Annotated in this window: 13 protein-coding genes and 1 tRNA gene; 2 read left to right on the forward strand and 12 right to left on the reverse strand. The window is 38.3% G+C overall.

Features of this window, described 5'->3' with window-relative positions; translation table 11 throughout:
• Window positions 1-11: 11 nt before the first annotated feature.
• Window positions 12-1,094, reverse strand: coding sequence for a 3-isopropylmalate dehydrogenase (gene leuB / locus HMPREF1128_RS04180; protein WP_007525219.1), 1,083 nt, complete (start codon window positions 1,092-1,094; stop codon window positions 12-14).
• 88 nt (window positions 1,095-1,182) lie between these two features.
• Here leuB and HMPREF1128_RS04185 point away from each other — a divergent pair, with 88 nt between their 5' ends.
• Window positions 1,183-1,410: a YceK/YidQ family lipoprotein gene (locus HMPREF1128_RS04185; protein WP_010128330.1), complete on the forward strand. Its 228-nt coding sequence runs from the start codon at window positions 1,183-1,185 to the stop codon at window positions 1,408-1,410.
• An 85-nt stretch (window positions 1,411-1,495) separates the two neighbouring features.
• Here the strand turns inward: HMPREF1128_RS04185 and lpdA are convergent, their stop codons facing one another.
• The 7 genes from lpdA to lolB form a co-directional block, all read right to left on the reverse strand.
• Complete coding sequence (lpdA, locus tag HMPREF1128_RS04190) at window positions 1,496-2,920, reverse strand: dihydrolipoyl dehydrogenase (protein WP_007525161.1); 1,425 nt, start codon at window positions 2,918-2,920, stop codon at window positions 1,496-1,498.
• Window positions 2,921-3,022: 102 nt separating this feature from the next.
• The gene (aceF, locus tag HMPREF1128_RS04195) at window positions 3,023-4,927 is read right to left on the reverse strand and encodes a pyruvate dehydrogenase complex dihydrolipoyllysine-residue acetyltransferase (RefSeq protein ID WP_007524838.1); all 1,905 of its coding nucleotides are present in this window, start codon (window positions 4,925-4,927) and stop codon (window positions 3,023-3,025) included.
• 61 nt (window positions 4,928-4,988) lie between these two features.
• On the reverse strand, window positions 4,989-7,646 hold the full coding sequence (gene aceE / locus HMPREF1128_RS04200; protein ID WP_007524903.1) for a pyruvate dehydrogenase (acetyl-transferring), homodimeric type: 2,658 nt from the start codon (window positions 7,644-7,646) through the stop codon (window positions 4,989-4,991).
• Window positions 7,647-7,916: 270 nt separating this feature from the next.
• Complete coding sequence (pyrD, locus tag HMPREF1128_RS04205) at window positions 7,917-8,930, reverse strand: quinone-dependent dihydroorotate dehydrogenase (RefSeq protein WP_010128331.1); 1,014 nt, start codon at window positions 8,928-8,930, stop codon at window positions 7,917-7,919.
• A gap of 104 nt (window positions 8,931-9,034) precedes the next feature.
• Window positions 9,035-9,985 carry a ribose-phosphate pyrophosphokinase gene (locus HMPREF1128_RS04210; RefSeq protein ID WP_007525184.1) on the reverse strand — a complete coding sequence of 317 codons (951 nt, stop codon included), beginning with the start codon at window positions 9,983-9,985 and terminating at the stop codon, window positions 9,035-9,037.
• 20 nt (window positions 9,986-10,005) lie between these two features.
• The gene (ispE, locus tag HMPREF1128_RS04215; RefSeq protein ID WP_007524994.1) at window positions 10,006-10,848 is read right to left on the reverse strand and encodes a 4-(cytidine 5'-diphospho)-2-C-methyl-D-erythritol kinase; all 843 of its coding nucleotides are present in this window, start codon (window positions 10,846-10,848) and stop codon (window positions 10,006-10,008) included.
• Complete coding sequence (gene lolB / locus HMPREF1128_RS04220) at window positions 10,848-11,480, reverse strand: lipoprotein insertase outer membrane protein LolB (protein WP_007525508.1); 633 nt, start codon at window positions 11,478-11,480, stop codon at window positions 10,848-10,850. The genes ispE and lolB overlap by 1 nt, the downstream gene beginning before the upstream one ends.
• Before the next feature lie 136 nt (window positions 11,481-11,616).
• Here lolB and HMPREF1128_RS04225 point away from each other — a divergent pair, with 136 nt between their 5' ends.
• Window positions 11,617-12,237: a DUF1919 domain-containing protein gene (locus HMPREF1128_RS04225; RefSeq protein ID WP_007525335.1), complete on the forward strand. Its 621-nt coding sequence runs from the start codon at window positions 11,617-11,619 to the stop codon at window positions 12,235-12,237.
• Between the two features lie 66 nt (window positions 12,238-12,303).
• Here the strand turns inward: HMPREF1128_RS04225 and HMPREF1128_RS04230 are convergent, their stop codons facing one another.
• From HMPREF1128_RS04230 to HMPREF1128_RS04245, 4 genes are all read right to left on the reverse strand, one after another.
• Entirely contained in the window at window positions 12,304-13,092 is a 789-nt protein-coding gene (locus HMPREF1128_RS04230) for an OB-fold protein (protein ID WP_007524276.1), read from the reverse strand.
• 162 nt (window positions 13,093-13,254) lie between these two features.
• Window positions 13,255-13,340: transfer RNA gene (locus HMPREF1128_RS04235), tRNA-Leu, on the reverse strand.
• Window positions 13,341-13,346: 6 nt separating this feature from the next.
• Complete coding sequence (gene secG, locus HMPREF1128_RS04240; protein ID WP_010128332.1) at window positions 13,347-13,679, reverse strand: preprotein translocase subunit SecG; 333 nt, start codon at window positions 13,677-13,679, stop codon at window positions 13,347-13,349.
• A gap of 115 nt (window positions 13,680-13,794) precedes the next feature.
• Window positions 13,795-15,708 carry a DNA topoisomerase III gene (locus tag HMPREF1128_RS04245; protein WP_007524702.1) on the reverse strand — a complete coding sequence of 638 codons (1,914 nt, stop codon included), beginning with the start codon at window positions 15,706-15,708 and terminating at the stop codon, window positions 13,795-13,797.
• Between the last annotated feature and the right edge of the window lie 23 nt (window positions 15,709-15,731).

Below are 15,731 nucleotides of genomic sequence, written 5' to 3' on the forward strand. Positions count from 1 at the left end.
GTTTTCTTTCGTTAAGCTAAGATGTTCTTCGCAATCACATCGCCCATTTCACTGGTTGAAATTGGCGTATTTTCATCTGCTAAATCACCTGTACGATAGCCATCTGCAAGTGCTTTTTGAATAGCTTGCTCAATTGCATCTGCTGCATCATTTAAGTTAAAGCTATAACGTAGCATCATTGCAGCAGAAAGAATTTGCGCAATAGGGTTTGCAATGTTTTTGCCTGCAATATCTGGCGCAGAACCACCTGCTGGCTCATACAATCCAAAACCATCTTCATTTAAACTGGCTGAAGGTAACATTCCCATTGAACCGGTAATCATGGCAGCCTCATCTGAGATGATATCGCCGAAGATATTTGAACAAAGCAGAATATCAAATGATTCTGGCGATTTGATAAGTTGCATCGTTGCATTATCAATATACATATGTTCTAAAGTCACTTCAGGGAATTCTTTCGCTACTTCATTGACTGTTTCACGCCATAAAATTGAGCTTTGTAATACATTCGCTTTATCAATTGAGGTAACGTGTTTTCTGCGTTTCATTGCTGATTCAAATGCTACGCGTGCAATACGTTCAATTTCATATTTGTAATACACTTCCGTATCAAATGCTTTGGTTTGTGCCCCTTCGCCTTCTCTGCCTTTCGGTTGTCCAAAATAAATACCGCCTGTTAATTCACGCACCACCACCATATCAAAGCCTTTTGCTGCAATATCTGCACGTAGTGGACAGAATTTTTCTAAGCCTTGATAAAGTGCCGCAGGACGAAGGTTACAGAATAATTTGAAATGTTTGCGAAGTGGTAATAATGAGCCACGTTCTGGTTGCTCATCTGGAGGAAGATTAGTCCATTTCGGGCCGCCAACAGAACCGAATAAAATAGCATCGGCTTCTTCGCAGCCTTTTAGGGTGTTTTCTGGTAGCGCTCTGCCTTGAGCATCAATAGCTGCACCACCGATATTAAAATGATTAAAATTTAATTTGAAGCCAAATTTTTGTTGTGTTGCTTCTAATACCTTGATGGCTTGAGCCATAATTTCAGGTCCAATACCGTCACCGGCTAATACTGCGATGTTGTAAGTTTGCATAAAATCCTCAATAGTTATTGATAATAGTTTTCTCATTTTACCCAAAAAGCCAATTTTGGGCTAGAATAAGTTATTCGAAGGAGAAAGAATGCAAACAAAAATATTCACCAAATTGGCTTTTGTAATCTGCTGCATAAACTTAACCGCTTGCGGCACGATAACTAGCCTAGCTAAAGAGAATTATTCGCCTTATGCCGGCGTAGTTTTAGATTTTAAAACGATGCAGGAAGGGGGTATTTTCAGCGTTCTCGCTGTCATTGATTTACCGCTAAGTTTTATATTAGATACACTAATGCTACCCGTTACTTTGAGTTAAAGAATAACGAATATAAAAAAACAAGCGATCAGATTTTGCAAAATTTTTACAAAATCTGACCGCTTTATTTTACGTTAGTCTATGATTAACGTTTTTTTGCTTTTGCATTTGGAAGGTCAGTAATTGAACCTTCAAACACTTCTGCCGCTAAACCAACAGATTCGTGAAGTGTTGGGTGAGCGTGGATGGTTAATGCGATATCTTCAGCATCACAACCCATTTCGATTGCTAAACCAATTTCACCTAACAATTCGCCACCGTTGCTACCAACGATTGCGCCACCTAATAAACGGTGAGTGTCTTTATCGAAGATTAACTTGGTCATACCTTCAGAACATTCTGAAGCGATTGCACGACCTGAAGCTGCCCAAGGGAATTTAGCCACTTCGTAGTTTAAGCCTTCTTGTTTACACTCTTTCTCAGTTTTACCTACCCAAGCAACTTCTGGCTCAGTATAAGCAATTGATGGAATCACTTTCGGATCGAAGTAGTGTTTTTGTCCTGCAATTACTTCTGCAGCAACGTGACCTTCGTGAACACCTTTATGTGCTAACATTGGTTGCCCTACGATATCACCGATTGCAAAAATGTGTGGTACGTTAGTGCGCATTTGTTTGTCAACGTGAATGAAACCACGCTCATCAACTTCAACACCTGCTTTACCTGCATCAATCAATTTACCGTTTGGCGTACGACCGATAGCAACAAGCACGGCATCGTAACGTTTAGTATCGTTACATGCTTTGCCTTCCATTGAAACATAGATACCGTCATCTTTTGCTTCAACTGCAGTTACTTTCGTTTCAAGCATTAACTTGAATTTTTTCTCGATTTGTTTGGTGTAGATTGCTACCACATCTTTATCTGCTGCAGGGATAACTTGGTCGAACATTTCAACCACTTCAATCTCTGAACCTAGAGAGTGATACACAGTACCCATCTCTAAACCGATGATACCACCACCCATGATAAGAAGTTTTTTCGGTACTTCTTTTAATTTAAGTGCATCTGTTGAATCCCAAATACGTGGATCTTCATGCGGGATGAAAGGTAATTGAATTGGACGAGAACCCGCTGCGATAATTGCATTATCAAATTTAACAGTAGTTGGATTACCATCACGGTCACGCGCAACTAATGTATTTGGGTCAGTAAATGCTGCTAAGCCTTCAACTACAGTCACTTTACGTGCTTTTGCCATACCCGCTAAGCCACCAGTTAATTTAGCAACTACGGCATCTTTACCTGCACGAACTTCATCTAAATTGATGGTTGGTTCACCAAAGTAAACACCATTTTTAGTTGCGTGTTTTGCTTCTTCAATTACTTTAGAAACGTGTAATAACGCTTTTGATGGAATACAACCTACGTTTAAACATACCCCACCTAAAGTTGAATAACGCTCAACAAGAACGGTTTCTAAACCTAAGTCTGCGCAACGGAACGCTGCTGAATAACCTGCTGGGCCCGCACCAAGTACAACCACTTGTGTTTTAATTTCTTTACTCATATCGTTTTTCCTTTGAAGACGTAAAACGTCATTTCGGATGATTTGATAACAAGCGGTCAATTTTGCAAAACTTTTTACAAATTCGACCGCTTACAGATTTCATTACATGACTAAGCGACGAATATCTGCTAATACGCCATTGATGTAGCTTAAGAAGCGAGCACCATCAGCACCATCGATCACGCGGTGATCGAATGATAATGATAATGGAAGCATTAAGCGTGGCTCGAATTCTTTACCGTTCCAAACTGGTGCCATTTCAGATTTAGACACACCTAAAATTGCCACTTCTGGCGCATTTACGATTGGAGTAAAGTGGGTGGTACCGATACCGCCAAGGCTTGAAATAGTGAAACATCCGCCTTGCATATCTGAACCTGAAAGTTTGCCATCACGTGCTTTTTTCGATACTTCCATCAATTCACGAGAAAGTTCAATAATGCCTTTTTTGTTTACATTTTTGAATACTGGTACAACTAAACCATTAGGCGTATCTACCGCCACACCAATATTGATGTATTTTTTAAGTGTAAGTTTTTGACCATCTTCAGAAATTGAACTGTTGAAACGAGGGAAGGCTTCTAATGCTTTCGCAACCGCTTTCATAATGAACACAACTGGTGTAATTTTCACATCCAGTTTTTGTTTTTCAACAATCTTGTTCTGTTCTTTACGGAATGCTTCAAGTTCAGTGATATCTGTACGGTCGAAGTGTGTTACGTGAGGAATCATTACCCAGTTACGGTGTAAGTTCGCACCTGAAATTTTATTGATACGGCTTAATTCAACTTCTTCTACTTCACCGAATTTGCTGAAGTCAACTTTCGGCCATGGTAATAAGCCTAAGCCCGCACCATTTGCTACACCGTTGCCAGCAGCTGCAGCTGATGAAACAGTACCTGTTTCAAATGCTTTAACTGCAGTTTTCACGTATGCTTGAATATCTTCTTTAACGATACGACCTTTACGACCTGTACCTTTTACTTTATCTAAATTAACACCGAACTCACGTGCTAGACGGCGAATCACTGGTGTTGCATGAGCGAATGCTGCGCTTGCTACTACCTGTTCTTGGCTTAAACCTGAAACATTACCAGATTGAGCTGCTGGCGCTGCTGCCGCTTGTGGTGCCGCAGGTGCAACGGCTGGCGCTGACGCTGCTGGAGCAGGTGCTGCGCCTGCAACTTCAAAGCGCATAATTAATGAACCAGTTGATACTTTATCGCCTGATTTCACTAAAATTTCTTTTACTACGCCTGCAAATGGTGCTGGTACTTCCATTGATGCTTTATCACCTTCAACGGTAATTAAAGATTGCTCTTCAGAAACGGTATCACCTACTGCAACCATAATTTCAGTGACGTTTACTTCATCACCACCGATATCTGGTACATTAACATCTTTAATTGAAGCTGCTTGAGGTGCTGCTGGCGCTGCTGCTTGAACTGGTGCAGTTGCAGCTGCTGGTGCTGCTGATGCAGTTTCAAATTTCATGATAAGTTTACCAGTTGAAACTTTATCACCTACGTTAATTAAAATTTCTTTAACCACGCCTGCGATTGGTGCTGGTACTTCCATTGAAGCTTTATCGCCTTCAACGTTAATGATAGATTGATCAACTTCAACGCTATCACCTACTTTCACCATGATTTCAGTCACGTTTACTTCATCAGAACCGATATCTGGCACATTAACTTCAACAACAGCTGAAGCGGTTGCCACTGGTGCTGGTGCTGGTGCTGCAGCTGCTGGCGCTTCTGCTGCTGGTGCTGCGCCTGCCGCTTCTAATACTAACATTGGTGAACCAGTTGTTACTTTATCGCCAACTTTAACTAAAACTTCTTTAACCACACCTTCTTCTGGTGCTGGTACTTCCATTGAAGCTTTATCACCTTCTACATTGATGATTGATTGATCTGCAGAGATGGTATCGCCCACGTTCACCATTACTTCTGTTACGGTAACTTCATCACTACCGATATCTGGTACATTTATTTGTTTTGACATTTTGGTAATCCTTGTTGATTAAAAATCTCTCTCCCTTTACGGGAGAGAGCTTTATTCATTTTTATGCGTATAACGGGTTAATGCGATCTACATTTAATCCGAATTTCGCAATTGCATCAGCAACTACTTGTGCAGTTACTGTGCCTTCTTTCGCTAATTGAGAAAGTGCAGCTACAACAACATAACGTGCATCCACTTCGAAGTGTTCACGTAAGTTTGCACGGCTGTCTGAACGACCGAAACCGTCTGTACCTAACACATGATAGTGACGGCTTGGTACGAATGCACGGATTTGGTCTGCGTATGCTTTCACATAGTCTGTTGAAGCTACTGTTGGTAAGTCCGCTAATACTTGAGCAACATAAGGTACGCGTTGTTCCGCTGTTGGATGTAATAGGTTCCAACGTACTGCATCTTGACCTTCACGAGCTAATTCATTGAATGATGGTGCTGAGAATACATCTGAAGTTACACCATAGTCATTTGCAAGAATTTGCGCTGCTTCGCGAACATGACGCATGATTGCACCTGAACCTAATAATTGAACGTGACCTTTGCCTTTACCTTTTACAGTTTCAAATTTGTATAAACCTTTACGGATACCTTCTTCTGCACCTTCTGGCATTGCAGGTTGATCCATCACTTCGTTTAATGTAGTCATGTAGTAGAACACGTCTTCTTGTTTTTCACCATACATACGGTTGATACCGTCTTGCATGATTACCGCAACTTCAAACGCAAATGATGGGTCATAAGTTACACAATTAGGGATGATGCCAGCTTGAATATGGCTGTGACCATCTTCGTGTTGTAAACCTTCACCATTTAAGGTTGTACGACCAGAAGTACCACCTACCATGAAACCACGAGCTAATTGGTCACCTGCTAACCACATCATATCGCCCACACGTTGGAAACCGAACATTGAGTAATAGATGAAGAATGGGATCATTGGTTGGTTATTAACAGAGTATGAGTTCGCTGCAGCTAACCAAGATGCTGTCGCACCTAATTCATTGATACCTTCTTGTAACACTTGACCATCTTTTGCTTCACGATAGTATGCAACTAAATCACGGTCTGAAGGAACATAGTTTTGACCATGAGGGTTATAAATACCAATTTGACGGAATAAACCTTCCATACCGAAAGTACGTGCTTCATCAGCAATCATTGGAACAATAGTTTTACCGATGTTTTTATCTTTTAATAAGATATTTAAAGCACGAGTAAACGCCATTGTCGTAGAAATACCACGTGGTTGCTCTTCTAATAACGCTTTAAATTCCTCTAATGCTGGGACTTTATACTCAACATCAAATTTAGGACGACGAGCCGGCACATAACCATTTAATGCTTTACGGTGGCCGTGTAAGTATTCATACTCTGCAGTACCTTCAGCAAATTTAATGTATTCTAAGTTTTCAACTTGCTCATCAGTTAATGGTAATTGGAAGTAGTCACGGAAACCTTTAAGGCTTTCGTAAGACATTTTTTTAGATTGGTGAGCGGTGTTTTTACTTTCTGCTTCAGGAATTTTATAACCTTTAACTTGGTGCGCTAAAATTACAACAGGTTTATCTGCTTTTTGTGCTCTTGCATAAGCTGCATATAATTTTTCGCTATCATGTGCACCACGGCGTAATGCCCAGATTTCATCATCTGTCATATCTGCAACTAATGCTGCAGTTTCTGGATAACGACCGAAGAAGTGTTCACGAACGTAAGCACCATCTTTAGATTTGAAAGTTAAATAGTCACCATCAACCACTTCCATCATTAACTGAGTTAATTTACCTGAAGTATCTTTAGCGAATAATTTATCCCAATTGCTGCCCCATAATACTTTGATTACTTCCCAACCAGCACCAGTGAATAAGCCTTCTAACTCTTGAACGATTTTACCGTTACCATTAACTGGGCCATCTAAACGTTGTAAGTTACAGCTGATAGTGAAAATTAAGTTGTCTAATTTTTCACGAGCTGCGAAAGTTAATGCACCTTTAGACTCGATTTCATCCATTTCACCATCGCCTAAGAATGCATATACTTTTTGGTCTTTAGTATCTTTTAAGCCACGGTTATCTAAGTATTTTAAGAAACGAGCTTGGTAGATTGCGTTCACTGGACCTAAACCCATTGAAACGGTTGAGAATTGCCAGAATTCAGGCATTAATTTAGGATGTGGATATGAAGATAAACCATCTGTGAAAGCTTCTTGGCGGAAGTTATCTAATTGTGCTTCAGTTAAACGACCTTCAAGATAAGCACGAGCATACATACCTGGTGCAGCGTGACCTTGGAAGAAGATTAAGTCGCCACCATTTTTTTCTGTTGCCGCTTTAAAGAAGTGGTTATAGCACACTTCATACATTGTCGCAGCTGCCTGATAAGTTGAAATATGACCACCTAAGTCAAGATCTTTCTTCTGGCTACGTAAAACCATTGCGATAGCATTCCAACGAACTGCAGAACGGATACGACGCTCGATTTCATGATCACCAGGGTATGCAGGTTGCTCAGAAACTGGAATTGTGTTCACATAATCGGTTGTAACACCTGTTGGTAAAGCAACACCATTAGTACGAGCCTGTCCGATAACTTGCTCGATGATATATTGAGCGCGTTCAACGCCTTCTTCACGAATTAATGAGTCTAATGATTGTAACCAATCTTGTGTTTCGATTGGATCTACGTCATTTTTAAGAATCTCTGACATAGGTTGTCCTTATATTTCTATTAAATGATTAAAAAGTAGCAAGTTAAATAACTTGCCATTAACTAAAATTAAGTAGAAAAAAGAGTGTTAAACTAATTTAAACTACTTGTTCCTGCATATTTTAACAAAAACATCCGATTGTTAAAAGAATGTAGAAAATTTGGAGAGAAAGATAACAAAATAACTATTTTTTGTCTAGCCTTTTAAGGCTCTAGCCATAGTCTCTGCTTATCTTTTCGCTACTTCAAATCTTCATTAAATTTAATCAATTTATTGATTTTTCAATTGGATATGTTTCGCTAATGTTTGAATTAAACCAGGGCCTTCATAAATTAAACCGGAATAAACTTGTAATAATTTTGCTCCCGCACCAATCTTTTCTTGTCCAGATGCTAAAGAATGAATGCCACCACTACCAATAATAGGTAAAGCCCCATTTAATTCTTTTGCTAACTGCATAATTAATTTAGTACTTAACGCATTTAACGGTTTTCCGCTGAGTCCTCCGACTTGTTCTGCATTGATTAACCCAGCAACCGTTTCGCGGGACAAAGTGGTATTTCCAGCAATGACGCCATCAATACGATGTCTGATTAAACTATCAGCTACAGAAGCAATCTCTTCCTCTGTTAAATCAGGCGCTATTTTTAATACAAGCGGTTTATATTGTTGAAACTTTTGCGAAAGTCGCGCTTGCTCGGCTTTAAGTCCTAAAAGTAACTCATCTAATGCTTCGCCATATTGCAAGCTACGCAAATTTTTGGTGTTAGGAGAAGAGATGTTTACCGTAATATAATCAGCATATTCATAGACCTTACGTAAGCAAATTTGATAATCATCTAAGGCGTTTTCAATTGGTGTAACCGCATTTTTACCAATGTTAATACCTAAAATACCATCATATTTTGCACGTTTTACATTTTCGACTAAGACATCCACACCGAGATTATTAAAACCATTTCGATTGATAATTCCTTCAGCTTCTAAAATTCGGAACTGGCGTGGTTTAGGATTGCCATCCTGCGCCAATGGTGTAACCGTGCCCACCTCAATAAAACCAAAACCCAGCTTTCCAAAACCATCAATAGCCTCTCCATTTTTATCTGCGCCAGCAGCAAGGCCAATTGGATTTTTAAATTTTAGCCCCATAACTTCTACTGGGTTATCTGGTGTAGGAAAAATCGGAAAAGGGAGCTTACCAGCCATTTTTAGTGCTTTTATTGTAAACTCATGCGCACTTTCTGGTTGCATAGAAAAAATGAACTTTCTAACTAATGAATACATAAATATTAAGCCATTTGTTGTGTTATCTCGCTTCCTAGTATAGGCCGAGAAAAGTGATATGATTTCTATAGAAAAAAGCCCAATCTTACGATTGGGCTTTTATATTAGGCATCAAACATAGCCGAGATAGATTCTTCATTACTAATGCGGCGAATCGCTTCAGCTAACATGCTTGATAATGTTAAAGCACGGACTTTGTTTAATGCTTTAATTTCATCTGATAATGGAATGGTATCTGTGACAACCACTTCATCTAAAGCTGGATTTGCGAGATTCTTCGCAGCAGTACCTGAAAGTACAGCATGTGTTGCATAAGCAACAACTTTTGTTGCTCCGCGTTCTTTTAACGCTTCCGCTGCTTTAACTAAAGTACCGCCAGTATCAATCATGTCATCAACAAGGATACAATCACGGCCAGAAACATCACCAATAATATGCATAACTTGAGAAACATTTGCTTTTGGACGGCGTTTATCAATGATTGCCATATCTGCATCATTTAATAATTTTGCAATTGCACGCGCACGAACCACACCACCAATATCTGGAGATACAACCATCGGATTATTTAGTGCATTTTGTTTTTGAATATCTTCAATCAATACTGGTGAACCAAATACGTTATCTACTGGCACATCAAAGAAGCCTTGAATCTGCTCTGCATGTAAATCACAAGTTAACACACGATCGACCCCTACGCTAGAAAGGAAGTCCGCAACCACTTTTGCGGTAATTGGCACACGTGCAGAACGTACACGGCGGTCTTGACGAGCATAACCAAAATATGGAATAACTGCAGTAATACGACCAGCTGATGCACGACGCAATGCATCTACCATTACGACCAACTCCATTAAGTTATCATTCGTTGGTGCACAAGTGGATTGAATAATGAATACATCTGCACCACGTACATTTTCATTGATTTGAACTTGAATTTCACCATCGCTAAAACGACCGACTGTAGCATCACCAAGAGAAGTATAAAGATGTTTAGCAATACGTTTGGCAAGCTCTGGCGTTGCATTACCTGCAAACAGTTTAATATCTGGCATGGAAAAGATCCTTTGTTGGATTAAGGGATTAAATGAAGATGTTGATGCAATGGCGAAATGTTTTGCCCTTTCGCCACAAAACCAAACACATCTGCTGGTTTTTGAGCAAAGACTTTTCTCGCCTCTGCTTCAGAATCAAATTCTGCAAAAATACAGGCACCTGTACCTGTTAACCTAAACTCTGCGTATTTTAACAACTTTAAGATAAGTTCATCAACCTTTGAATAATGTTCTCGGACAACTTTTTCGCAATCGTTTTCCCATTTGGCAGTCAATAATGTTTTAACATCACGTTTAGGGGTATTTCTTGGTAAATTCGGATCATTGAAGATCTCTGCAGTTGATATCGAAACATCTGGCTTTAAAACCACGTACCAAGGCGTTTTCAGCTCACAAGAGGTTAATTCTTCGCCAACACCTTCCGCAAAAGCTGCAAAACCTCGTACAAAGATTGGTACATCCGCCCCTAATGACAAGCCTAATTCCGCTAATTCTGGCAGTGATAGCCCTGTTTTCCAATAATGATTAAGCCCAACTAGCACCGTTGCCGCATTTGAAGAGCCCCCACCAACACCACCACCCATCGGCAATTTTTTATGAACAGCAAGACGTGCCCCTTTTAAACAAGCGGTCTTTTTCTGTAAAAGTTTTGCAGCACGGTAAATGAGGTTTTGTTCAGTAGGAACCCCTTCGATTTCATTCTCTAAAATAATCTCAGGGTTCTCAGTGACTTCAATCTCAATCTCATCTCCGAAATCTAGAAATTGAAAAAGGGTCTGCAAATCGTGATAGCCGTTTTCACGTTTGCCTACCACATAAAGAAAAAGATTTAATTTAGCCGGACTAGGTAATGTATATTTCATTAAAATACCCAATTATCAATACGAATTTTCAGGGTTTGTGTGCCATTTTCTAATACAATGAGTTTCGGCAGATTAGGAACACGATCTTCATAATATTCAACATAGTTAACTGTCCAATTTACATTATTCAATCGATAACTAAACTGGGAAAGTTGACGTTTTTCATTCACAATATATTGACCTTCTTTTTCTGGTTGACCTTTCAACCAGTATGCGAGCTGATCAATAGGGAACGATACGCCAATAATTTCTTGCATTAATGCATCAATATCACGATCCGAACGTGAATTTCCTTCACTATCAGATACTGTTAATCCTTTCGCATTACGATGAAGTTTTAATGATTTACTAGATAAATTGGAAGATAATTCTAAGCCAAAATTAGCAGGTGAATTATATTGCCAATTAAAATGGGAAGAGAATCTCTCTTCTGGTGAAATATATCCAAATTGGCCATCTGTTTTATAATGTTGAATTTGGCTAAGTTTAGCTAAATGAGCTTGCCATTGTTGATCATTATGTGGGATATGAATGACTGGTTTTTGTGCTTGGGTCGGCGCATCTAATACTGATTTACACCCACTTAAAGAAAGTAGCACTGCTAAACCCATTGCTTTAGTTATTTTTTTCATAGAAATCCTTACGATTATCACTTAATTAATCAACAATATACCTGAAATTAGCTTTTTTTTCTATGCTCATCACAAAGCTTGTTTTGTTGAGTAGGGATTTCTATAATAAGAATTCATTTCACTACTGGAAAATAAAATGTTATCTGCATTAAAAAAAATTATTAATAAACTATGTCGTCCATCTATCAATAAAAGATTGCAGCAACGATTAAAAAATCATGAAATGTCTGTTATTTCAAGTAACTGTAATGGGGCATTGATCTTACATGATTTAAACCAAGCATTTCGCTCTCCTTTTGTAAATCTTTATCTCGAACCTTCCGATTTCATTCGATATCTGAAAAACATGCAGGAATATAATGCCCAAACACTGACATTCATTCCATCTGATAAATCTTATCCCGTTGGAAAGTTAGGGGATATTACCTTACATTTCATGCACTATCATTCAGAAGAAGAGGCAAAAACCAAATGGGAATCACGGCTTAAACGAATTAATTTAAATAATCTATTTATTATAATGACCGATAGAGATGGGGCGACTTACCAAGATCTAAAAGAATTTAATGAACTCCCATTTAAAAACAAGATTGTTTTTACGCATAAGCCTTATCCAGAATTCTCTTCTAGTTTTTATATAAAAGGTTTTGAAAATTCATCACAAGTTGGCGACTTGTTTGATTTTTCTGGATGGAATGGACAAAAATATTATGACCAATTCGATTATGTAAATTGGTTTAATCAAGAAAATACATAACCAAAAACCTAGTTTTTAATAACTAGGCTTTTATTTGATATACTGATTGAGTAATTTCTAAATCGACTATTTTTCACTTACTTGCAAAAATTCACGTAAAGGACTGAGCTCTTGGCTTATTTTATCTATTTCCGCTTTAGGAGCTTTTGAAATTGCCTTTTCTATACATTTTATTTCTATCTTATCTTTACAGAGAGAAAATTCATTTGTTGCTTTAGAAAAAACACTTGATGTAAAGCTTAGCTTTCTCATCACTTGAGAAGCCTCACTTACGTTACCCGCCTTTAATTTTTCCAATTCATCTACATATGATTTAACAACCGCATCCACAGCCTCATTCTTATCAAAGAAGCTACACTCAGTTAACATAGGAGAACCATTAATTTCTCCAGAGCCAGTGCAAAATACTTCTATTTTTTCTCCCTTGTTAACTTCTACTAGTTTTTCATACTCTGTTTTTTTAAATCTTGCTTGAACAGACTGAAAACTAAATTTATCTTTTGGAAGGAAAATGAGGAATGCATCATCGTTAATTCCATTATCAATTGTTTTTATCGTGCCCGAAACAAGAAAAGATTTTCCTTTATAATACTTATCTCCTCTGAGCTCATTTTCACTATATGTTTTTAAAATAGTTTCTGCCTCTATCGGTTTTAGTGCATTAAGCTTTTCATTTTCCTTATATTCCTCATTAAAAGGCGTTTCCTCACCATTCAGGAATTTTTGTATATCTTCCTTTAACATAACTTTGATAACTTCAAGTTCCTTATCTGTCGGTTTAAACGCTTCTTCTTCCGCATACACTAACCCAGAAAAAGAAGAGAGTATTAGTGATGATAATAGTAGTTTCTTCATTTTTTAACTCCTGTTGCATCTAAGTTAAGCGATTTTACTATAAACAAATTTTATTTAGATATAGATCGCAAGAAAAAATTAGATAAGAAATATAATGATATGATTCAAAGAGAATTTTAAGATAATAAAAAAGCCTAGTTATTAAACTAGGCTTATAATAATTGGTGCTCTGAGCGAGACTCGAACTCGCACATCCTATGGACACTACCCCCTCAAGATAGCGTGTCTACCAATTCCACCATCAGAGCATTTAATTATTGAGGAATATCACTATTTAGTTGTGAATTCACTTTAGCGGGTTGTTCAATTGTTTGTTGAACATTGCTTAAATCTTCAAATTGGCTAGACGGTCTCGTTTGATGTGTATTTAAATTACCAATCAATAAACTGATACCAAAGAAAATTGTTGCAAAAACTGCGGTCATTCTAGACAAAAAATTAGCAGATCCTGCAGAACCAAAGACGGTTCCTGATGCACCAGCACCAAATGAAGCACCAACGTCTGCACCTTTTCCTTGTTGCATTAGGACTAATCCTACTAAAATAACTGCAACAAAAAGATAAACAAGAGTTAAAATATTTAGCATTAAATCATCCGATATTTTTTAGATTTAAAAATTAAAATCAATTTGCTATAGGCGAGATAATATCGCGTTCTCTAGCCACTTGCAAGTGCTTTTTATACACTAATCTTCTCTTTGATTATTTTTCAGCTTGCGCCATATTTTTATTAGCCTTAGCATAACCTTTTCTAGCTGGTTGAGACATTGACCCAAGACTTCTCAATTTTTCTCTATCAACATACAATAATGTTGGTAATTGCGATGTCAATTCAGACATAAATTGCTGGTAACTAGCCTGTTTTTTGCTAATATCCGTTAATTGCATCTCCCAATGAGCCGTCATGTCTGGCAGTGTCGCTTGTGCAGGTAGCGCATGAATTAATGTCCGTCCAACCTCTGTACTTTGAATGTAACGTCCTTTTTTTATTAAGAAACCGCGCTTGAAAAGTAACTCAATAATACTTGCTCGCGTCGCCTCTGTACCTAATCCATCGGTTTCACGCAGCACTTTTTTTAGCTGTTTATCTTGCACAAAACGCGCAATTCCTGTCATTGCTGAAAGTAAAGTGGCATCAGTAAAATAACGCGGAGGTTGCGTTTTTTTACTTTCCATTTCACCTTTCTCACAAAAAAGCTCATCGCCTTTTTTGACTTCTGGTAATAAAGGTTCAGCTTCTTCATAAGCGTCCTCTTTCCCTAATAATGACTTCCAGCCTGCTACAATCAGATTTCTAGCCTGAGCAATAAAACTTCCACCTGCAATTTGTAAGCTAATTTTTGCTTTTCGATATTCAGCATCCACACAAAATTGCATTAAATACTGGCGAGCAATGAGTCGATAAACTCGTTTTTCATTCTCCGTTAAATGAACATTTCCTTGTCTAGATGTAGGAATAATAGCATGGTGTGCTTCCACTTTTTTATCATTCCAACAACGATTACGCAAATTAGGGTCAACTACTGCTGGTGGCGTATTATATTCTTCTAAATGATGCCCAATAGCTGAAATTACCTTGAATCTATCCGCATAATGTTCTTGAGGTAAATAACGATTATCAGAGCGTGGGTAAGTAATCAATTTATGGGTTTCATATAATTTTTGGCAAATATCAAGCACTGCTTGTGCTGAGAGTCCAAATAAGCGTGCTGCATCAATTTGTAATGCAGAAAGTGAGTATGGCAACGGAGCACCTTCATTTTCCATCTTATTTTGATAATCTACCACGCTAGCCGGTTGACCAGTTATCCGTTTAACCACATTCTCTGCCAAACCTTGCGAAATTACCCTCCCTTCATCATCTTGATAATCTTCACAAGCTGCACTTGGTTGCCATTTTGCTTTAAAGCGAATATCTGTTTTAGGATCATGAATATGTGCAAACACTTCAAAATAATCTTTAGGCACAAAATTTTCAATTTCTAGATCGCGCCTAACAATCAATCCTAAAACAGGAGTTTGTACTCGTCCAACTGAGAGCACACCTTTATAGCCAGCCCATTGTCCTTGAATGGTATATGCTCGGCTCATATTGATACCATATAGCCAATCGGCACGCGCGCGTGCTAAAGCAGAAGTTGCAAGCGGTACAAAATCCTTATTATTTTGCAAACGTTCTATAGACCGTTTAACCGCATTCGGATTAAGATCACTGACTAAACAGCGCTGAATTTTTTGGCGTTTTTCTGCTGATACATTTAGATAGCTAAAGAGCTCATCCACTAAAAGCTGTCCTTCTCTATCTGGGTCACCCGCATTAACCAGCACATCTGCTTTTTTTACTAATTTTTCAACCGCTTGTAACTGTTTATACGTTTCTTTTTTAGGTACTAACTTCCATTGTTCAGGCACAATTGGCAAAGTTTCCATTCGCCATTTTTTGAAACGCTCATCATAAGCTTCGGGAGGAGCCTGTTCAAGTAAATGTCCGATACACCAAGTAACCACATCATTCTCACCACACTGAATATAGCCATCTCCACGTGTATGCGGCTTAGGCAACACCTCGGCAATTGCTCGGGCAAGACTGGGTTTTTCAGCTATAAATAATCGCATAAAAATAATTAGAATTTTAGAAA

The sequence above is a fragment of the Haemophilus sputorum HK 2154 genome, from assembly GCF_000287615.1.
In the GTDB taxonomy this organism is placed as follows: domain Bacteria; phylum Pseudomonadota; class Gammaproteobacteria; order Enterobacterales; family Pasteurellaceae; genus Haemophilus_A; species Haemophilus_A sputorum.

Bases quoted from the DNA above. Each gene is read 5' to 3' on its own strand.
- HMPREF1128_RS04225 (WP_007525335.1), top strand. From the start codon at position 11,617: ATGTTATCTGCATTAAAAAAAATTATTAATAAACTATGTCGTCCATCT.
- leuB (WP_007525219.1), bottom strand. From the start codon at position 1,094: ATGCAAACTTACAACATCGCAGTATTAGCCGGTGACGGTATTGGACCT.
- HMPREF1128_RS04230 (WP_007524276.1), bottom strand. From the start codon at position 13,092: ATGAAGAAACTACTATTATCATCACTAATACTCTCTTCTTTTTCTGGG.
- ispE (WP_007524994.1), bottom strand. From the start codon at position 10,848: ATGAAATATACATTACCTAGTCCGGCTAAATTAAATCTTTTTCTTTAT.
- secG (WP_010128332.1), bottom strand. From the start codon at position 13,679: ATGCTAAATATTTTAACTCTTGTTTATCTTTTTGTTGCAGTTATTTTA.
- lpdA (WP_007525161.1), bottom strand. From the start codon at position 2,920: ATGAGTAAAGAAATTAAAACACAAGTGGTTGTACTTGGTGCGGGCCCA.
- lolB (WP_007525508.1), bottom strand. From the start codon at position 11,480: ATGAAAAAAATAACTAAAGCAATGGGTTTAGCAGTGCTACTTTCTTTA.
- HMPREF1128_RS04245 (WP_007524702.1), bottom strand. From the start codon at position 15,708: ATGCGATTATTTATAGCTGAAAAACCCAGTCTTGCCCGAGCAATTGCC.
- pyrD (WP_010128331.1), bottom strand. From the start codon at position 8,930: ATGTATTCATTAGTTAGAAAGTTCATTTTTTCTATGCAACCAGAAAGT.
- HMPREF1128_RS04210 (WP_007525184.1), bottom strand. From the start codon at position 9,985: ATGCCAGATATTAAACTGTTTGCAGGTAATGCAACGCCAGAGCTTGCC.
- aceF (WP_007524838.1), bottom strand. From the start codon at position 4,927: ATGTCAAAACAAATAAATGTACCAGATATCGGTAGTGATGAAGTTACC.
- aceE (WP_007524903.1), bottom strand. From the start codon at position 7,646: ATGTCAGAGATTCTTAAAAATGACGTAGATCCAATCGAAACACAAGAT.
- HMPREF1128_RS04185 (WP_010128330.1), top strand. From the start codon at position 1,183: ATGCAAACAAAAATATTCACCAAATTGGCTTTTGTAATCTGCTGCATA.